We start from the raw sequence: 19,678 nt of genomic DNA, 5'->3' as shown, positions 1-19,678 counted from the left end.
TTTCAATAATCTATCAGTCGAAGAAGATACCTGAAAAAGTCGGGTAATTTGGATCTTTGTACCCATCATAAAAAAAGCGGGTGATACGAAACTGGACATGTCCCGTTACCAAATAATTCAAATAAACGCCATTATCAAAATCAGACAAGCTATTTGACTGTAATACCTTTTTGGTATTCGCGTCGATCACATCAACCAGCATTTGCCGGTGATAACGTTGCCAGTCAAGAAAATAAAGAGATACTTTTTTCGTAACCCCGTTTTTTAAATCAACATCAGCTATTTCGTGAAGCAGGGCTGTATTCCCCGCCGCAACACGCCCTTCTTTTTTTGAAGATAGGTAGGGAGCGCGTACATCGGTTGAATTTGCGGCCCAGGTTTCTAAATTATTGGCCACGTAATTTAAATTTATGGACGATGGTAGTTGACGTTTCCCGCCGATGACATCATACCCCGATTTACCGTATGCGCCAACCCAATTACCTTTGGTGTTTTGATCTTGCTCATCGAACCGGACAGTTCCGCTTGGCGGAAGTTCATATATGGTACGGATGCGATGTATGTTTATGCCATGCGGAACGATGCTCAGGCATTCGCCCGCTTTCATGGCTAAGTTTATCGAATGATTGGTTATTCTTCTGTTACTTTCCTTCAGCGTTATGGTGTCGGGAGTGATGACGTAAATATCTGCTGATTTGATATTTTCCCAGGTTGTCGGAAACACCCACCTGCGTATACCTCCATCCATTGAATAACACATTGTTTCAAGATGGTCAAGCCAGTAAACCGGCATAAAAACATCATAGCCTGATTTGATCAAATTGCCATCTTGTGTTATTGTATGCAAACCATTTTTATAGTTGCTGACGGTATTTTCAGATAAGTTTAATGTATAGTCGCCATTATCAATAGTATATTTTTGGCGCAGTAATCGGTTCAGGTTAAAATAGGTGAGTGTGTGGTGTGCAAATTCGCGTTGCGCCCGGTCCGGGAAGTGTTGAAACTGGATGTCTTCGAATTGTACGCTGCTGCCAAATACCTGTAGCGCAGGTTTGATGTCGAGGCGTTGATTCAACAGCTTGTCATGAGCAATGTCCCGCCCGCCACACATCAGGTAGGGTGGTACCTCCATTTGGTTAATCCCTAAGGAGTATTCGCCCCAATCCCAGGTAATACCCTGCGAAAGATATCCATACAGCTGTTTATCGCCGTACTCACCAATTAATTGAATGCCGTAGCTGTTTTTAAGATAGATTGCTATCTGTTTAATGGTATTACGCTGATCATTGCTTGTTTGATGGTGATACGGGCTTGCCGGATACTGGGTAATGTTATCAAAATACAAAACACCAGTTTCTTTCAGCTGGGGAAAAGCCGCGATCAGGTCATCGATCCGTTCTTTCGTAACGCCCGACTTCCATTCATTTACCAGGTCTACAAAATAGCTTTGCCGTCCCCACCATTTCTGCCCTTTTAAATAGGATCCGTCTGTTTCCCTGCATATCAAATCTTTACCGGCGTAATAGCCCCATTTTGGGCTCTCCATATAGGCATCAAAAGGGTTTACGTGAAAAGTGCAATGGGTATGGTATTTAACGGCCTCCCGCATTAACCAGCTTAGTGCGGCTTTACCTTTTAGGCCGCCGGGCGCAAAGAATGTATTATCTGCCGGGGTCCACCAGGGATACTGATGGTCATGCCCGTCTTGCTGGTAACCGCCAAGGATAACCACTTTGGGCAGCCCGCGTGTGATGTTGTCTAACTGTTTAAGATATTTCAATACGGCGCCTAAATCCAGGTTGGATATCTGGTCAGCAGTGGCACAACGCAGCATGATTTTGAAAGTCATGGTTTGCGAAAGATCTTTTCCGAACGGATAAGCGGTTTGGGCCTCTGAAGGAAGCGTAGAATTAATGAAAAGAAGCCAGGCTAATAAGATAAATCTGTATTTCATGAGATTTCAATATAGCAAATATGATCTCATAGCTCTAACCACCAATCTCTATTTTTTAACATTCCCCGCCTGCACCTGTTTGAAATAGGCGATCAGCTTATCCATGTTATTTGGACCGAATTTTTTAGTCTGGATCTTTTCAACTACATCAGGCTCATCGCCCATAATTTCGCTCATTACATCAATAAAGTTTTCGCTGGTAATCAGTTTCATTTCGGCTGTATTTGCACCATAGAAGTAGAGGGTCTTGGAACTGCCGCGACCGCTGCCGCCAATAGGAATAGAGATTCCACCGCCCAATCCGCCACCGAAACCGCCAGTCCCGGCACCGCCGCCAACACCAAACCCAATGCCCGAGCCGCTACCACCGCCGCCGCCAACGCTACCCTTAGCAGCAAACAACCGCAAAGGTGCGTCAACCACTACCTGCACAAAGTCAAGATCAAATTTAGACCAACCCTGCTTGGGGGCCGCGGCAACGATAAAGCTATCCCGGCCGGCTACAAATGATCGCAGATCGCTGGCGCTTAGTTTGATGGCGTCGGCCTTGGCGTTTTCTTTATATTCTATAAAACCTTCATCTTTTATAGGGCCTTTTCCCCTGGGGTCAACACGTATAAGTCCGGTATTTTTCGTTCCTTTAACGTCGTAAAAGGTGCCGGGTTGCCATGATTGTGATCTTGCTGTTGTAAATAACAACAGCAGGCATAAAATGATTAAAATTGGGCGCATAAGATATAAAAATACAAATAACGCAATTTTAACATATTTAATATGATTACTGTTGATTTACGCAGCGATACCGTGACCAAACCTACTGCCGGCATGCTGGAAGCTATGTTTAATGCCAGGGTAGGCGATGATGTTTTTGGCGAGGACGAATCTATAAACGAACTGGAGCAAAAGGCTGCGGCTATTTTCGGAATGGAAGCCGGTATCTACTGCCCTTCGGGAACGATGACCAACCAGATAGCTATTAAATGCTTTACGCAACCGCTTGATGAGTTAATTGCCGATCAAACCGCGCATGTTTACCGGTACGAGGGTGGGGGCATAGCGTTTAACTCGGGGGTATCAACACGGTTGCTTAACGGTTACCGGGGCATATTAACGCCTGAAATGATTGAGCCGGAGATCAATGCTGAAAATATACATTATCCTCACACCAGTTTGGTGGTGCTTGAAAATACGGTGAACAAAGGCGGCGGCAGCTGTTATACTTTAGACCAGATCAAACCAATAGCAGGACTTTGCAAAGCCAAAGGTTTAAAGCTTCACTTAGACGGCGCCCGCATCTTTAACGCTCTTGCCCATACCGGTGATCAAGCTGCTGATTATGGTCGATATTTTGATGGCATCTCGGTTTGTTTATCCAAAGGATTGGGTGCGCCGGTTGGCTCGGTTTTACTGGCGGATAAAGACACCATCAAGTACGCCCGCCGCATCCGCAAGGTATTGGGCGGGGGCATGCGCCAGGCCGGCTTTTTGGCGGCTGCGGGGATCTATGCGTTAGATCATCATGTGGAGCGATTAAAGATAGATCATGCCCACGCGCAGATCCTGGCCGAAGCGTTAAGTAATTCATCCGCGGTAACCAACGTGTTGCCGGCCGAAACCAATATTGTTTTGTTTGATACCGTTGAGCCGGCAGATGCCATCTTGAAGAAACTGGCTGCACAGGGTATAAACGCGCTGTCGACAGATAAACACCGCATCCGTTTTGTATTGCACCTGGATGTACATCCGGAACAGGTGGAGCATGTGGTTAAGGCCGTTGGTTCATTAATGTAGAGACGCAATGCATTGCGTCTCTACCTATTGGTTTATTTAACAAGCCGGTCAGCCATTTGCCTTTCAACCATCCAGCCCGGGTATTCTTTTGGTAAGGCGCTTACTTCATCTATTTTCTTCAGTTCATCTGCCGATAAAGCGATGTCGGTCGATTTTAAATTATCATTCAATTGATCGATAGTTTTGGCACCGATGATGGTGCTGGTAACGCCTTTTTGCAAACGTACCCATGCCAAAGCTACCTGCGCAACTGAAACATTGTGCGCCTTGCTGATATCGCCCAATACATCAATAATATCATAAGCTTTTTCTTTATTTATTGGCGGAAAATCAAACTTATCCCGGCGTGAATCGCCGCTGGTTTGGTTATCACGAGTATATTTTCCGGATAAAAAGCCTCCGGCCAACGGGCTCCAGGGCAAAATTGCAAGGTTCTGATCTTGCGCCATCGGTACAATTTCGCGCTCAATATCACGTCCCGACAGGGAATAAAAATATTGCAGGCCGACAAATTTGTTCCAGCCGTTTTGCTCTGCTATGCCCTGCGCTTTCATCACCATCCAGGCGGGCCAGTTACAAATGGCAATATAACGCACCTTGCCGGTTAGCACGATATCATTTAAAGCGCGTACGGTTTCAGCTATGGGTGTAAATAAATCAACACCGTGTACATATAAAATATCTATATGGTCAAGCTGCAACCGTTTCAAACTGGCATCAACCGATTGAAAGATATTAAAGCGGGTCAGTCCCACATCATTAACGTCCGGGCTCATGCGGCCGCGTACTTTGGTTGCAATAACCAGGTTGTTGCGGTTAAGCCCAAGGTCAATAATGGATTGACCAAGCAGTTCCTCAGATTTTCCGAACGAATAAACATTGGCGGTATCGATAAAGTTTATACCTGCATCAATCACGGTTTTCATCATCTGGTTAACGTCCTGCTGCTGTAAGCGGCCTATGTTGCCCCAAATGCCGGTTTCGCTGCCGCCAAAAGTCATCGTGCCGAAACAAATTTCGGATACCAGCAGGCCGGTGTTCCCTAAAAAATTGTATTTCATAAATTGTTGTGGTTTGTTGTGAGATAAAGCATAAAGTTGGGGTTTGTGTTTGAATAAAATGGTCAGAGGAGGGTAAAAAAGCCTTACCCTAACGCGCTTCAAAAGAGAGGGATTTAAAGATAAACCTGCTTTCTTGCCTTCGGCGGAAAGAGTTGAGGTAAAAAACTTATTTCAATTACAACCGTTATTACACCGATGAACAGATTGGTAAAAAAACTGGAAAAAATTGGCCGCGATCCCAAAATAACCGCAAAAGCGGTGGGCCTGCGTTACGTATCAGATTCAGCCCCGGGTTATACCCGCAAAAAAGCCGGGTCAGGATGGAGCTATCTGGGCGCGGAGGGTAAGGTTGTAAAGGATAAGGAAGTGATTAGCCGGTTTAATAAACTGGTGATCCCGCCGGCTTATACCAATGTGTGGATCTCGCCGTTTGAAAACGGGCATCTTCAATTTACCGGTATTGATGCCGCCGGGCGTAAACAATACCGCTATCATGCCCACTGGAACAAAATCCGGAATCAATCAAAATATCATCGCCTGCAAACTTTTGCTATCCATTTGCCGGATATACGCAAACAGGTGGACAAGGATCTGTCCCGGCGGAATCTTGATCATGAAAAAGTAGTTGCGCTGGTAGTGCGTTTAATGGAGCTCACCAGCATAAGGGTAGGGAACGAGTCGTATAAAAAACTATATGGATCATTTGGCTTAACCACATTGCAGGACAGGCACGTAAAAATTGATGGCACCAACCTCAGGTTTGAGTTTAAAGGAAAAAAAGGCGTTTTTCATAAAGTATCCTTGCAAAGCCGTAAGCTGGCTAAACTGGTGAAGCAATGCCGGGATATCCCGGGTAAAGAGCTGTTCCAGTTTTATAACGATGAGGGTAAACGCTGCTCTATCGACTCGGGCGATATCAATACCTATTTAAAAGAAATTACCGGCGAGGATTTTACCGCCAAAGATTTCAGGACCTGGGCGGGCAGCGTTAGCGCACTGTATGCGTTTAAAGAAGCCGGTGAGTTTGCTACCGTGACCGAATGTAAACGCAAGATAGTGAGTGTACTGGATGAGGTAGCCATTAATTTGGGCAACACCCGCACCGTCTGCAAGAAATACTACGTACATCCTACCGTGATTAAAAGTTATGAAGAAGGCAGATTGTTTAACTACATCAAAGAACTGGATGCGGATAAAGACATCAAGGCAGCCGAATTGAACATAGCCGAAAAGGCATTATTGGAGATATTGGATAAAGAGAAACTGGCAGAGGCGAGTTAGCAATAAAGAAAGCTGTCACCTGAGCCTGTAGAAGGGTAGGCGTAGGGTCGCCCGCATGCTTCGAGTGCCTCAGTACGACATCTTTGTTTGATTTATCTTACCAATGTATACTCACCCCAAAAATCAGTCGCCAACTGTCCGGGCAGCGTTATGGAAACATATATTTCTCCCGGTTTTTGATTTTTCGGAGTTAAGTCAGTCACGGCTACCTCATTAATCATCACCTGGTACATAAATTTAGCCGGGCTGTTAATGTCAAGTCCGAGATTTTTTAGCGACACTGCAATTTCCAAGTTATAATGTATTTTATCATCTATCTGAGACGCTGCTTTAATGCCGTCAAGGTTGTAAATAGAAATTAAGCTGTCAATATTTTTGATGCCTATCACCCTAATCATTTTTAACTTTTGCTCCAATCGGGTATTGATGACATTTACAAACGAATCCACGCTGGCTGCTGTAGCTCCTTTTTTGATTTGAGGCGCGTTCTTTTGATGGATCTTGAAATAATCTACGATAGGATAACTGATATGTATGCCGTCCGGATCTTTTTTGGTGCCTGATTTATTGATTGTTAAGGTTATGCCCCCTTTTAATATCCGGTTGATAATAAAGTCATCGGTGGCCTGAACGGTTAAATAAAGATATCTATCGTCGTTTGATATGGCGTAATAAAATTGGGTGTGGTTGCTATATTCCTTCAACTTATTATTCCACTCGGTAAGCTTGCCGTCTATCTTAATATTTATTGGGGCGCGCAGCCCAGGCTTTTGGGCATTGACAATATTGAAAGGGGCGAATAGGACAAGAGCAGACAAGATATGCAGGGCAATCCTAGCAGCGATGTTTTTCATGATAAGTAGGTATGGTTATCAAATTTACTTACCTGTCAGCATAAATCAAAAAGGTTGAAGCTTTTATATTGGTTCGCAATCAGGCAAAGTTATTTTCAATATTTTACCAGTTTATCCGCCACTTTACATAATTTAACGGCATGGCTATAACTAGTACCGTAATAACCGGCGCTACATCAGGTATAGGCGAGGCAACCGCCTTTGCCCTGGCGAACAAGGGGCATGCCCTGTATTTATTGGTACGCGATATGCAAAAAGGCGGGCAGCTTAAACAGCGCCTTATTTCCGAAACCGGTAATAAAGAGATCCATATCATCCAATGTGACCTGGCCGATCTGGAAAGCGTAGCCGCCGCAGCCACGGAACTAAAAGCCAGGCTGTTTAACATCAATGTCCTGATCAATAACGCGGGTGGTATGTTTAATGATTTTACCGAAAGTAAAAACGGCTTTGAAATGACTTTTGCTTTAAACCATTTGGGGCATTTTTTACTAACTACCAGTTTGATGCCGTTGCTTGAAAAAGGCCATGCGCGCATAATTAATGTAAGTTCTGACCTGCATAAAGCCGGGAAACCGGATTTCGAAAAACTGCAGAGCCGCAAAAAATATTCGGCGGTTAAGGCCTATGGTAACAGTAAATTATTTAATATTTATTTCACCAAGTCTTTAGCCGAGAAATATGCTGATAAAGGCATAACCGCGTATGCATTGCATCCGGGTGTTGTTAAAACCAGCTTTAACTCAAAACTTACCGGTTTTTTGAAGTTTTTGTTTTCGTTGGCTACCCCATTTATGATCAGCCCGGAAAAGGGCGCCGAGACCACCATTTACCTGGCCACCGGCAATAAACTGGAGTCAAAAAGCGGGCAATACTTTATTAAGAAGAAAGTGGCGAAACCAGCATCACCGGCTAATGATGCTACTGCGCGAAACCAGCTATGGGAGCTAAGCGAAAAACTGGTTGCCGAATTTGCTTTGTAATATTAATAAGACAATAAAATAATTGTTGGAACATTCAAAACTATCAGCTATTTTAGTGACTTAAATATGACAATTATGCGTTTTAATAAAAAAGTATTTGTGCCGATATGCCTGTTTTTAGCAGTGGTCGTTTTAGCTTCAATGACCTTGATCCAGCAAACACCCAGGGAAGAAGACCAAAAGGCGGTTAATTTAAAAGTTTTGCCTAAACATATATCTCATAAAGATTTGGATAAGATTATGGGGCAATGGGCCTCATCATTAGGCGTAAAATGTAATTTTTGCCATGCCCGTAATGACGAAACCAAGAAAATGGATTTTGCCAGTGACGCTAAACCAGAGAAAAAAATGGCCCGCGAAATGTATATAATGTCAACCAAGATCAACAAAAAATATTTTAAATCAGGCGATAAGGATTCTATAGGCGTAGCCAAGCTGGGCAGCGTTAACTGTTATACCTGCCACCGCGGGGTAGCGCACTTAGAAGAAGCCACCTGGCCTAAACGTGGTGGTGGCCCGGGTATGCCACCGGCAGGAGCGCCGGGTATGGGCGGCCCAAATGCTCAGCCAAAACCGCAGGGCAGCGGCCGTTAACAGAATTTATATAAATAAAAAATGCCTTCCGGTTTAGCGGAAGGCATTTTTGTTTATAAGCAACGGGCTTATTTACGGAAGACTAAACGTGTTTTGAAGATAATGTTTTGAAGACGGCTTAGTCGAGTTTATGGCTTGTTTAACCTGATTACGGGCAAACAATAATAAGTAGCATTTAGTAAGCACGACAAACAAAACAAGCATCAAAACAATCACAAACTGAAAATCATCTTTAGTGCGTACTTTTTTATTAAACCACTGTATCGGCTTAGGTATTTTATACATTTATAACAATTTAATCACCAGGTCAACTATCCTTAATATAACATAATCAATAATTATTGGTTTTCATAAAACGTAAATATTGGCCGTTATATTATAAATATCATATCTTGTCTACATAATGCAAGTTCAAATAAAACAGATAGAATTAAATAATGTAATTATATCGCCCTATAAACAAATCTGTTACATTTGTTAGTTATGCAAAAAATATTGATTGCCAACAGGGGCGAGATTGCTTTAAGAATAATGCGTTCGGCGCGCGAGATGGGGATTAAAACTGTTGCTGTCTATTCGGCCGCCGACCGGGATGCACTGCACGTACGCTATGCAGATGAGGCTGTATTTATCGGCGAAGCACCATCCAGTCAATCCTATCTGGCCGGCGATAAAATTATTGAGGCCTGTCTTAAAACCGGCGCCCGGGGAATACATCCCGGTTATGGTTTTTTAAGCGAAAATGCCGCGTTTGCCCGCCAGGTGCGCGAGGCCGGTTTGATACTGATAGGCCCCTCGCCCGAGGCCATGGAGATCATGGGAAATAAACTGTCGGCCAAAGCTGCCGCCATGAAATACAATATCCCCATGGTGCCCGGCACGGAAGAGGCCATTACCGATGTTAACGAAGCCAGGAAGCGCGCGGTTGAAGTAGGGTTCCCCATTTTAATTAAGGCCGCTGCCGGCGGTGGCGGCAAGGGTATGCGTATTGTTAATACCGCAGCTGATTTTGAAGAGCAAATGCAGTTAGCGGTTTCAGAAGCTACCTCGGCCTTTGGCGATGGCTCTGTTTTTATTGAGCGTTATGTATCATCGCCAAAGCATATCGAGATCCAGGTGCTGGGCGACACGCATGGCAATATCGTGCATTTGTTTGAACGTGATTGCTCAGTACAGCGCCGCCATCAAAAAGTGATTGAGGAGGCGCCATCATCCATATTAACGCCGCCGTTACGCGACGCAATGGGTAAATGTGCCGTAGATGTTGCCCGGTCTGTAAATTATACCGGCGCGGGCACGGTTGAATTTATTATGGACGACCAGTTGAATTTCTATTTTTTAGAAATGAATACCCGTTTGCAGGTTGAGCATCCCGTAACTGAGTTAATTACCGGCATTGACCTGGTAAAAGAACAAATAAAAATTGCAAGAGGAGAAGCCATCAGCTTTAAACAGCACGATTTAACAATAACCGGGCACGCGTTAGAGTTACGTGTTTATGCAGAAGATCCGGCTAATAATTTTTTACCGGATATTGGTACGCTACAGACTTACGTTACACCAAAAGGGCCGGGAATAAGGGTTGATGACGGCTTTGAGCAAGACATGGAGATCCCCATATATTATGACCCGATGATCGCTAAGCTTATTGCGTGGGGTAAAGACCGGGCGGAAGCAATTGAACGTATGTTGCGGGCCATCAATGAATACCAGATAACAGGTATTACAACTACACTGGGCTTTGGCAGGTTTGTTATGCAGCACGAGGCTTTTATATCGGGTAATTTTGACACGCATTTTGTAGAAAAATATTTCACACCCGAAGTGTTGCAAACCGATACGGAAGAAGAGGCATTAATAGCTGCTTTGGTTATGGGACAATTGCTGAATGCTGCTAAAACTACGGCTACCGAAACCACCGACACAGCGTCAAACTGGGCCAGGAACAGAAAGGAGCCGTAACTGCGCAAACATTAGATTTTTGTCAATAACTCGTCTATCAGCGGTATTTGCGCCGGGTTGATTTTTGTTTTTGCAATTTCAGGTACAAACCAATCCGCCCGGTCAACCTCAGCAAAGCTGGCTTGTTTGCCCGATTTTGGCGGCCATTCTATTTCAAATAAATTGCTGACGACGGTGGTCGGATCAATATCACCCTCAATGGCCCAGGCGAAAACAGTTTTACCGCTTTTTTGCTTTATAGGCGACAGCTCGATAAACTGCTCGCCAATAAGCTTTTGGCCGGTTTCTTCTAAAAATTCGCGTCGTGCGGCCAGCAACGGATCCTCGTCATCCAGAAATTCTCCTTTGGGGATAGACCACGAGCCCTCATCCTTGTTTTTAAAAAATGGCCCGCCGGGATGTACCAGGAAAACTTCAGTTTGATCATTAATGTTGCGGTATAGTAAAATTCCGGCGCTTTGATTGGAGATGTGCATACGTGATTGATAAACCTAAATTAATATAATTAGTTTTGCATTTTTAAACTCCCAACGGAATGTTTACAGGCATTATAGAAACATTAGGCAAAATAACCGATCTGTGCGCAGACCAGGGTAATTTACATATCACGGTCGAGTCGGCCATATCTAACGAATTAAAGATTGACCAATCGGTAGCGCATAACGGTGTTTGTTTAACCGTTGTTGCTGTTGCCGATGGCAAACATACTGTTACCGCTATTGAAGAAACCTTAAATAAAACCAGCCTGGGGCACCTTAAAAACGGCGAGCCGGTTAATCTGGAACGTTGTATGCAAATGAATGCGCGGCTTGACGGCCATATTGTACAGGGCCATGTTGACCAAACTGCCACCTGTGTTAACTTTAAAGCATTGGATGGCAGTTGGGAGTATACGTTTGAATATGATGCCTCTACAGGTAATGTAACGGTAGAAAAAGGATCTGTCTGCGTTAACGGGATTAGTTTGACGGTGGTAAACTCGCAGGCCAACAGTTTCTCGGTTGCTATCATACCTTATACTTTCGAACACACTAACCTGCACAATGTAGGGGTGGGCTCAGTTGTTAACCTGGAGTTTGATATTATTGGTAAATATGTAGCGCGTTTAATGCAGCGTTAATTATTCCGCGGCATATAAATAATTATGCATGCGCCTATAACGGCAATTAAAGCGCCTATAATATCATATTTATCCGGATGGAAGCCATCAACTTTCCATGCCCAGATCAGGGCCATTATTATAAAAATGCCTCCGTATGCGGCATATACCCGGCCAAAGTTTGCAGTTTGCCAGGTTGCCACTATGCCATAAGCAATTAATATCGCCCCGCCCATCAGGCCGAACCACACCGGTTTGCCTTCTTTAAGCCAGAGCCAGATCAGGTAACCGCCGCCTATCTCACAAAGGCGGCCAAAATAAATAATGCTAATGATCTGATTACCGCCATGAGCCTAATATAATTATTTAGCGCGTAACGCTGCAATACGTTCCTTACTATAATCAACATAAGCCTGTTGTTTTTTGTCGGGCTTTGAGACGATGTATTTTTTAAAATATTTCAATGCTGTGCGTTTATCCTTTAACCGGGTATCAAGCAAAGTAGCCAGGTAATAATAGGTTAACGGGTTTTCCTGGTACAACAACGCTTTTTGATAGGCCGCCTGTGCTTTTTTTAGCTGGTTGATAGTTTCATAACTATCGGCCATTTCGCTGTAATAAGTGGCGGTAGCGGCCGGGATACTTAACTTTATAGCTTTGTTAAAATAGATGATCGCTTTTTGGGGATCCTTGAGTTCTTTATAACACGCGGCAATGAAATAGGTTGTTGTTTCGGTTTGTAACGCGGCAGGTAATGATAGTAGTGTCGTAATACCGCACTCATAGTTTTTTAACTGGTAATAAGCTATTCCTAGTTTGTTTACGGTTGATATCGCCACATCACCAAGCTGAAGTAGTTTTTCGCCGGTGCTAATGGTTTCGGCCCACCTTTTTTGTGCCGAATAAAGTTTTAGCAAGCTTTGCAGCAAGACGATATTTTCCGGATCAGCCGCCAGGGCCAGGTTCAACACATTCCCGGCGACGGCAAGCTGGCCTAATTGTACATACCGGTCGCTCAGGTCTGAGGCTACATCAAATTCTGCAGGATCAATTTTATTGGCCTTCTGCAGATAATGGAGTTGCCCCGTCAAATCTGCCTTTTCGCTACTAATGCGGGCCAATTGTTTATACACCAAAAAGTTGGTAGTGTCTTTTAAAGTAAACTTTATGTAGTAAGCGGCGGCTTTTGCAGCATTGCCACGGCGATGGTTAATGCCGGCAATATTATATAAAGCGGTTATGTTGGTGGTATCCATATCATATATACGCTGATAAAATGCTTCGGCATCAGTAAGCTTATTAGCCATTGCTGCGGTGTAGGCCAGGGTTGATAGTTCTTTTTTGTCAGTAACCGGTTCGGTATAAACAGATTTTAAGTATGATAATGCCTCAGTAAAGCGCTGGTTTTGATAGTAATCCAATAATAAAGCGTCATCAGTTTTACGGGTTTGCTGGCCGTACGAAAACCGTACACCGGTTATTAAAAGGAGCAGGCAGATAGTTAGGTATTTCATATAACTAAATTATTAGTTATAAATCGTAATTCCAAATTCGGAACGATTTTTGGTTGATGATTTATAATTACATTAATAAATTAAAGCAGAAGCTATGGATACCTTAAAGAAATTTGGACTTATGGAAAAGATCGTCCATGAATTGGAAGACCTTAAAAACAGCCAACAGGCTATCATTACCAAGTTGACCAAAATTGAAGTTGATAATATAGACCTGGGCGATAAAAAACTTGAAAAAGAGCTGCCTGATATGCACCAGCGCGTATCAGACAACCTGGATACAATTGCAGGGCTGCTGGAAGATTTTGCAGGCCAGACTGATACCTTCAGTAATAAAAACAACATTACTGCCCTGAAAGAGCAGGAAGCTATAGAAGCTTTAAAAGCTTAAACAAAAAGGTCCCATAATTTATGGGACCTTTTTGTTTCTATAAAGTGGTAAAGAAACCGTTGTAGGTTATCACTTTATAATTTTCGATGGTTAACTCAAGCTTGGCGGTTCCGTCGGGCGCAAGGTCAAATACATATTTAGTAATCTTGCTGTTGTCCTTAGGCTTGATGGTTATATTCACTTTGCCATCTTTCTTTTCTTTTACCGAGTAATCATAAGCAGAAGTTGAAAATTTGGTGGGATCTTCCAGCAGCGTTGTAGCGCTATTTGTTCCTACCGCTTCAGTCGTGCTTTTATCAAAGTAGGGTAGGTATGATGCTACGGAATCGGGTGTCAGTAATGCGTAATATGGTCCGCTTAATGTCTTATGATTATCTTGCGTAATTTCAGAACTAACCGATGCGCCGGCGCGGTCGCCACTTACGGTTAATACAGCCATTTTAGCGTTAAACCGGAATTTCTTATCATCAGCCATTTTTTTGATGTCCGTAGCCGAAACAGGTTTTGGCTGATCCTGCGCGTAAGTGACCTTAATGTTTACAATAGTAAATAGTAATATTAAAAAGCGTTTCATTTTTTACAGGTGAGCGTGAATAAATGCAGTCTTTCATGTATTACAAATGCAGTTAACTATCTGTTTTAAAAATTATTATTATTTTTATTAGCAATAACTAACTGTAAAAAGCGTCATGACCGTACCCGAAATAATGGCCGACCTTAAAGCGCATGGTAGTGCAGGTATCAAAAAGATCTTAGTGAATCATGGTGTAAAAGAGCCTTTCTTTGGCGTTAAAATTGAATACTTAAAAACCATTCAGAAAAAGATCAAAAAGGATTACCAGTTAGCAAAAGACCTGTATGCAACCGGAAATGCAGACGCCATGTACCTGGCGGGCTTAATTACTGATGATAAGCAAATGACCAAAGCCGATCTGCAGGCCTGGGTTAAACAGGCTGTTTCAAACAATGTTGCTGATTATACCGTCCCCTGGGTGGCAGCAGAAGGCAATCACGGTTATGAATTAGCCATGGGGTGGATTGACAGCGGTGAAGATTATATTGCATCGGCAGGTTGGTTCACGTTAGGTAATCTGGTTACTTTAATACCTGATGATAAACTGCCGATAGTTAGTTTAAAAGACCTGTTAACAAGGGTAGAACATACCATCCACGCCTCGCCAAACCGGGTGCGTTCCGGGATGAATATCTTTGTTATTTGCGTTGGCGGCTATGTAAACCCGTTGACTGATGAAGCCAGCGCTGTTGCAAAAAGGATAGGGCCGGTAACCGTAATAAAAGAAGGTACGGCCTGCAAAGTTCCTTTCGCTCCTGATTATATCGAAAAAACCAAAGCGCGCGGCAGTTTGAACAAAAAGAAGAAAACGGTGAAATGCTGATAACCTATTCTATACTTTTCCCCTTCATCGCGTGGCTGATAGCGTGGTCCATCAAACGCTCTGCAAACGGGCGGGTAAACTCGTTCACTTCATCAATTTGTTTTAATATCGCGTCCTTTTCACCGGTTGCTAAAATTGCTTTCAGGTCTGCTATATATTTTTCGGTAGCGGTCAATTCGTCTGCAGACAGGTAAGTTCCATTTTTTTGGATAAACCGCTCCACCGTATAAACCATTTGCTCGCCTTCTGTACGGGCTTCTATCAGCATACGCTGATTGATATCATCTTTGGCATGAGTAATGCTATCCATCAGCATTTGCTCAACCTGGTCGTCAGTAATGCCATAGGTGGGTTTAACCTCAACCTCCTGCTTAACACCCGACCGCAGTTCTACCGCCTGTATCTTCAGGATCCCGTCAGCATTGAGCAAGAAGTTTATATCAACTTTAGGGAAACCAGCCGGCATAGAGGGGATGCCTTTTAATTCAAATTCGGCCAGTTTACGGTTTTCTTTGATCAGGTCGCGTTCGCCCTGGTAAACGGCTATTTTCATGTTTACCTGTCCGTCCTTCGAGGTAGTATATTGTCTGCCCGCTTTAGTTGGCACCTTACTGTTACGCGGAATGATCACATCCATTAAGCCGCCCATCGTTTCAATACCTAACGATAGCGGGGTAACATCCAGTAGTAAAATATCTTTACGGTTACCCGCTAAAATATCAGCCTGTATGGCGGCGCCCAAGGCCACTACTTCATCCGGGTTGACCTCGTCATGAACGGGGCGCTTAAAGAAATCGGCCACCATTTTTTTTACCAATGCAGTGCGGGTTGATCCACCAACCATAACTACCTCATCAATCTGACTGATGGTTAGTTTGGCATCTTTTAAAGCATTCTCGCAAGCGTTGATGGTTTGTTGTACTTTGGGTAATATCAGTTGCTCAAAAGTTTGGCGGTCAAGCGTGCACCAAATATCCCCAATCTTTTCGTTAAATAAACTTTGCTGACTAAGCGCTTTTTTTGCCTCCTCCGCTTTTAATCTCAGTTCCTGGGCCAGCTCATGGTTGGCTATTAAAGCCTCCCTGTCAAGCTCATTTTTAGTGATCCAATAATCAACAATGGCGCTGTCAAAATCATCACCGCCCAAAAATGTATCACCATTGGTTGACAATACTTCAAAAATTCCATTCTGTATTTGCAGGATAGACACGTCAAAGGTGCCGCCACCCAAATCATATACCGCAATAGTTTTTGTTTCTTCCGGATTTAAACCGATACCATAAGCCAAACTTGCAGCTGTAGGCTCGTTAACGATACGTAATACGTCAAGTCCGGCCAGCTTGCCGGCATCGCGGGTTGCCTGGCGCTGCGAGTCATTAAAATAAGCCGGAACGGTTATTACTGCACGGTTAACCGGCGTTTTTAACGCATGCTCAGCACGCGCTTTTAATTCTTTTAGTATCAGCCCCGACAACTCAATAGGTGTATAAAATTTATCGCCTATGTTTATTTTTACCAGGCTTTCACTGTCATCGTCAATAACCTTGTAGCTAAAAAAGTCTTTATAGTTTTCAATATCCCGGTAGCTTCGGCCCAACAACCGTTTTACTGAAAAAATGGTGTTTTGAGGATCGGTAATTAAAAAGTTTTTGGCTTCGTTACCAACGGTAACCTCACCTGTTGGGCTAAAATGCACAATAGAAGGTACCAAAACACCCTTGCCGGTATCGTTGATAACCTGAGCATCCTTATCCGGATTAATAAAAGCCACCAACGAATTGGTAGTACCCAGATCAATACCTACAATTATCTCTTCTTTTTGTATAGAGCCTGTTGCCAGGTTAATAGAAACTTTAGCCATTTTGTTTAATGTAACAAGCGGCAAATGTACTTAGTTTTGACACACAGTATGTCATGTTATTGTGAATTGACTTATTTGTTTATTTATTTTTGTTGTACATTCACATTGATGGTTTATAAAATCAATATCCTAAAGAAAATAATAGTACCGTTACTGATAACAATTACTTGCTCTGCACAAGCACAACAGTTTGGCGGCAATCCGCCATCTATTGAGTGGAAACAGGTAAACACCCCGCAGGCCCGCGTTATATTTCCGACTGGGATGGACTCCATTGGGTCAAGGGTTGCTGATATTATACAGCGAATGAATGTTGCGGTACTGCCCACAATTGGCTATAAGCAAAAGCAGATCAGCATATTATTGCAAAATCAAACCACCATCTCAAACGCCTATGTGGGGCTGGCGCCTTTTAGAAGTGAATTTTATTTAACCCCCGAGCAAAATAGCTTTGAAATTGGCAGTTTGCCCTGGGCGGATCAGTTAGCTATACATGAGTTCAGGCATGTGCAACAGTATAATAATTTTGATGTGGGCCTGTCAAAAGTTTTACATTTTGTGTTTGGCGAGGGTGGACAGGCTTTGGGTAATGACCTGGCAGTACCCGACTGGTTTTTTGAAGGTGACGCCGTATTTAATGAAACCCACGTAAGCGGGCAGGGCCGGGGCCGGTTGCCTTACTTCTTTAACGGCTATCGCGCTTTATGGGACGCAAACCGTAACTATAGCTGGATGAAGCTGCGCAACGGTTCGCTGGTTGACTATGTGCCTGACTGGTACCCTATGGGTTATATGATGGTCGCCTACGGTCGCGAAAAATATGGTGATGATTTCTGGAGAAAGGTAACCCATGATGCGGCCGCCTACAAGGGGTTGTTTTATCCTATGCAAAGGGCGATAAAGAAGTATTCGGGCCAGCGCTTTGACCAGTTTACTGCTGATGGATTTAATCATTTTAAACAGGTGTATGCCGCCGACAGGCCGGTTTGGAATAAAAAAAAGCACCTGTTTAGCAGCCAGGAATATCCGGTTTTTGCCACTGACAGCACGGTTATTTATATGAAAAGCACATATGATCGCCTACCGCAATTTACGATCAACACCAACGGCAAAGAAACCAAAATAAGCACCAGGTCATTGTCGCTTGATAACTATTTTGATTACAACAACGGGAAGATAGTGTACCCGGTACTGCATCCTGATATACGTTGGGGTTACCGGGATTATAGTGAACTGCAGCTGCTGGATATTAAGACCGGCCGCGAACGCAGACTGACGCGGCATACCAAATATTTTTCGCCGGCATTTAGTAAGGATGGTGCCGAAATTGTCGCGGTGAAGGTTGATCCCACCGGTAAAAATGAACTGCAAATTGTAAGCGCCACTGATGGTAGGTTAATTACGGCGATACCTAATACAGAAAATTTGTTTTATACGTATCCGAAATTTTATAGTGATACCAGGCTGGTGTCTGCGGTGCGGAATACAGCGGGCAAAATGAGCCTGGCTTTAATTGATATCAAAACCGGCAATGCCAAATACCTGCTCCCATTTTCTTTCCAGCCCATAGCGTTTCCCGCTGTGCATGATGACTATATCTATTTTTCGGCGACTGCGGGGGTAAATGACCGTTTGTTCGCGGTACAGGCTAGTACCGGCAAACTCTTTGCAATTGACAACTCCGGGTTAGGAAAATATCAGCCCACTGTGGCAGCAAATAAAATGGCCTGGGTAGAGTTTACGGCATTTGGTTATCAGCTTAAAGAGGAGGACAGCCATCCCGATCAATGGACGGTATTGCCGGATAATAAACTACCGGGGGCTTTACCCGATTTTAATGTAGCGTCTTTAGAAAGGGATTCATCAACAGATCTGCTGCCCGCTATTCCGGCTAAGCCAATGCCGGTAACTAACTACAATAAGGCTTATCACCTGTTTAATTTTCACAGTTTGACGCCCGACTTTAGCGACCCTAACTATACCGTTACCCTTGAAGGCGAAAATGTATTAAACACTTTCCAATCGCGGGTGCTGTTTAACTATAACAGGGACGAGGGTTATAAGGATTTTGGATTTGACGCTGTTTACGGCGCATTATTCCCGTATCTGTCTGCCGGGTTTGATTACACTTTAGACAGGCGCGCAAATTACCAGGGTATAAATGTTTACTGGAATGAAAGCGATATCCATGGCGGTTTACAATTGCCGTTTAATCTGAGCAGCGGTAAACAACTAACGGCGCTAAGCGTTAGTTCATCCGTACACTTCGCCGCCACATCATTTCAGCAGCAGTACCAGCGTATCCTAAATCAGTCTTATACTTATTTAAATAATACTATAACTTTTACCAACAGCATACAACAGGCCCGGAAAGACATTTACCCGCAGTTTGGGCAAACTCTTGCATTGAATTATAAAACGGCTGTCAGCGGTTTAACAGCCACCCAGTTTTTGGCCCTGGGTAGATTTTATTTGCCCGGGATTTTTGCTAATAATAGCCTGATCATCAGCGCAGCACATCAGCAAAAAGGCCAGGAAAATGTCATTAACTATTCCAACGACTTTCCGTTTAGCCGTGGGTACACCGCCGAGAATTTACATGAGATGGATAAATTGGGCGCCGACTATCATTTCCCTATCGCTTATCCTGACGCGGGCATAGCTAATACCGTTTATTTTTTACGGATCCGCGGTAACTTATTTTTTGATTATACGCGTGGCAGTTACTATTATACCAAATCAATTTTATTAAAAAATAATTTCCGTTCGGCAGGTGCCGAGTTATATTTTGACACCAAATGGTTTAACCAGCAGCCGCTAACTTTTGGTGTAAGATACAGCCGCCTGCTTGACAATGATATTTTTGGCGGCGGCGGACCCAATTTAATTGAAGTAATATTGCCGGTAAGCTTTTTTTAGCGTTTTTTTTGGCAAAA

The 19,678-nt window shown here is 43.6% G+C and carries 18 protein-coding genes; 9 read left to right on the top strand and 9 right to left on the bottom strand.

Annotation, left to right across the window (positions count from 1 at the left end; translation table 11 throughout):
- Positions 1–13: 13 nt before the first annotated feature.
- Together LJ658_RS00330 and LJ658_RS00325 are read right to left on the bottom strand one after the other, a co-directional pair.
- The gene (locus tag LJ658_RS00330) at positions 14–1,954 is read right to left on the bottom strand and encodes an endo-alpha-N-acetylgalactosaminidase family protein (RefSeq protein WP_230544455.1); all 1,941 of its coding nucleotides are present in this window, start codon (positions 1,952–1,954) and stop codon (positions 14–16) included.
- A 48-nt stretch (positions 1,955–2,002) separates the two neighbouring features.
- On the bottom strand, positions 2,003–2,686 hold the full coding sequence (locus LJ658_RS00325; protein ID WP_230544454.1) for a hypothetical protein: 684 nt from the start codon (positions 2,684–2,686) through the stop codon (positions 2,003–2,005).
- A 42-nt stretch (positions 2,687–2,728) separates the two neighbouring features.
- On the opposite strand from LJ658_RS00325, the gene LJ658_RS00320 reads away from it, so the two are divergent.
- Positions 2,729–3,745, top strand: a complete 1,017-nt coding sequence (locus LJ658_RS00320; RefSeq protein ID WP_255670380.1) for a low specificity L-threonine aldolase — start codon at positions 2,729–2,731, stop codon at positions 3,743–3,745.
- 32 nt (positions 3,746–3,777) lie between these two features.
- On the opposite strand, the gene LJ658_RS00315 is transcribed toward LJ658_RS00320, so the two are convergent.
- Positions 3,778–4,806 (bottom strand): aldo/keto reductase, encoded by a 1,029-nt coding sequence (locus LJ658_RS00315; protein WP_230544453.1) that lies wholly within the window; start codon positions 4,804–4,806, stop codon positions 3,778–3,780.
- Positions 4,807–5,001: 195 nt separating this feature from the next.
- Here LJ658_RS00315 and LJ658_RS00310 point away from each other — a divergent pair, with 195 nt between their 5' ends.
- Positions 5,002–6,087, top strand: a complete 1,086-nt coding sequence (locus LJ658_RS00310; protein ID WP_230544452.1) for a DNA topoisomerase IB — start codon at positions 5,002–5,004, stop codon at positions 6,085–6,087.
- Between the two features lie 92 nt (positions 6,088–6,179).
- On the opposite strand, the gene LJ658_RS00305 is transcribed toward LJ658_RS00310, so the two are convergent.
- Entirely contained in the window at positions 6,180–6,941 is a 762-nt protein-coding gene (locus LJ658_RS00305; RefSeq protein WP_230544451.1) for a hypothetical protein, read from the bottom strand.
- A gap of 140 nt (positions 6,942–7,081) precedes the next feature.
- Between LJ658_RS00305 and LJ658_RS00300 the strand changes: the two genes are divergently transcribed.
- The 3 genes from LJ658_RS00300 to accC all read left to right on the top strand — a co-directional run bounded on the left by LJ658_RS00300 (position 7,082) and on the right by accC (position 10,480).
- Complete coding sequence (locus LJ658_RS00300) at positions 7,082–7,924, top strand: SDR family oxidoreductase (RefSeq protein ID WP_230544450.1); 843 nt, start codon at positions 7,082–7,084, stop codon at positions 7,922–7,924.
- A gap of 75 nt (positions 7,925–7,999) precedes the next feature.
- The gene (locus LJ658_RS00295; RefSeq protein WP_230544449.1) at positions 8,000–8,518 is read left to right on the top strand and encodes a c-type cytochrome; all 519 of its coding nucleotides are present in this window, start codon (positions 8,000–8,002) and stop codon (positions 8,516–8,518) included.
- Positions 8,519–9,001: 483 nt separating this feature from the next.
- Positions 9,002–10,480 (top strand): acetyl-CoA carboxylase biotin carboxylase subunit, encoded by a 1,479-nt coding sequence (gene accC / locus LJ658_RS00290; RefSeq protein ID WP_230544448.1) that lies wholly within the window; start codon positions 9,002–9,004, stop codon positions 10,478–10,480.
- Between the two features lie 11 nt (positions 10,481–10,491).
- On the opposite strand, the gene LJ658_RS00285 is transcribed toward accC, so the two are convergent.
- Positions 10,492–10,956: an NUDIX domain-containing protein gene (locus LJ658_RS00285; RefSeq protein ID WP_230544447.1), complete on the bottom strand. Its 465-nt coding sequence runs from the start codon at positions 10,954–10,956 to the stop codon at positions 10,492–10,494.
- A 59-nt stretch (positions 10,957–11,015) separates the two neighbouring features.
- Between LJ658_RS00285 and LJ658_RS00280 the strand changes: the two genes are divergently transcribed.
- Positions 11,016–11,600 carry a riboflavin synthase gene (locus tag LJ658_RS00280; RefSeq protein ID WP_230544446.1) on the top strand — a complete coding sequence of 195 codons (585 nt, stop codon included), beginning with the start codon at positions 11,016–11,018 and terminating at the stop codon, positions 11,598–11,600.
- Here LJ658_RS00280 and LJ658_RS00275 read toward each other — a convergent pair.
- Both LJ658_RS00275 and LJ658_RS00270 read right to left on the bottom strand, forming a co-directional pair.
- Positions 11,597–11,860, bottom strand: coding sequence for a YnfA family protein (locus LJ658_RS00275; protein ID WP_370632939.1), 264 nt, complete (start codon positions 11,858–11,860; stop codon positions 11,597–11,599). The genes LJ658_RS00280 and LJ658_RS00275 overlap by 4 nt on opposite strands.
- A gap of 81 nt (positions 11,861–11,941) precedes the next feature.
- Positions 11,942–13,093: a tetratricopeptide repeat protein gene (locus LJ658_RS00270; RefSeq protein ID WP_230544445.1), complete on the bottom strand. Its 1,152-nt coding sequence runs from the start codon at positions 13,091–13,093 to the stop codon at positions 11,942–11,944.
- Between the two features lie 94 nt (positions 13,094–13,187).
- Between LJ658_RS00270 and LJ658_RS00265 the strand changes: the two genes are divergently transcribed.
- The gene (locus LJ658_RS00265; protein WP_230544444.1) at positions 13,188–13,484 is read left to right on the top strand and encodes a hypothetical protein; all 297 of its coding nucleotides are present in this window, start codon (positions 13,188–13,190) and stop codon (positions 13,482–13,484) included.
- Positions 13,485–13,521: 37 nt separating this feature from the next.
- Here LJ658_RS00265 and LJ658_RS00260 read toward each other — a convergent pair whose 3' ends face one another.
- A complete protein-coding gene (locus LJ658_RS00260) occupies positions 13,522–14,058 on the bottom strand; it encodes a DUF4251 domain-containing protein (protein ID WP_230544443.1) in 537 nt (178 codons plus the stop codon).
- Positions 14,059–14,173: 115 nt separating this feature from the next.
- On the opposite strand from LJ658_RS00260, the gene LJ658_RS00255 reads away from it, so the two are divergent.
- The gene (locus LJ658_RS00255) at positions 14,174–14,881 is read left to right on the top strand and encodes a DNA alkylation repair protein (protein WP_230544442.1); all 708 of its coding nucleotides are present in this window, start codon (positions 14,174–14,176) and stop codon (positions 14,879–14,881) included.
- Positions 14,882–14,885: 4 nt separating this feature from the next.
- On the opposite strand, the gene hscA is transcribed toward LJ658_RS00255, so the two are convergent.
- Positions 14,886–16,742, bottom strand: coding sequence for a Fe-S protein assembly chaperone HscA (gene hscA, locus LJ658_RS00250; protein ID WP_230544441.1), 1,857 nt, complete (start codon positions 16,740–16,742; stop codon positions 14,886–14,888).
- Positions 16,743–16,850: 108 nt separating this feature from the next.
- On the opposite strand from hscA, the gene LJ658_RS00245 reads away from it, so the two are divergent.
- Positions 16,851–19,661, top strand: a complete 2,811-nt coding sequence (locus LJ658_RS00245; protein ID WP_230544440.1) for a hypothetical protein — start codon at positions 16,851–16,853, stop codon at positions 19,659–19,661.
- Positions 19,662–19,678 lie beyond the last annotated feature (17 nt).

It is taken from the genome of Mucilaginibacter sp. UR6-11, from assembly GCF_020880695.1.
Taxonomy (GTDB): Bacteria; Bacteroidota; Bacteroidia; order Sphingobacteriales; family Sphingobacteriaceae; genus Mucilaginibacter.
Note: the sequence above shows the minus strand (reverse complement) of the source record. Positions and strands in the feature narration are given on the sequence as shown.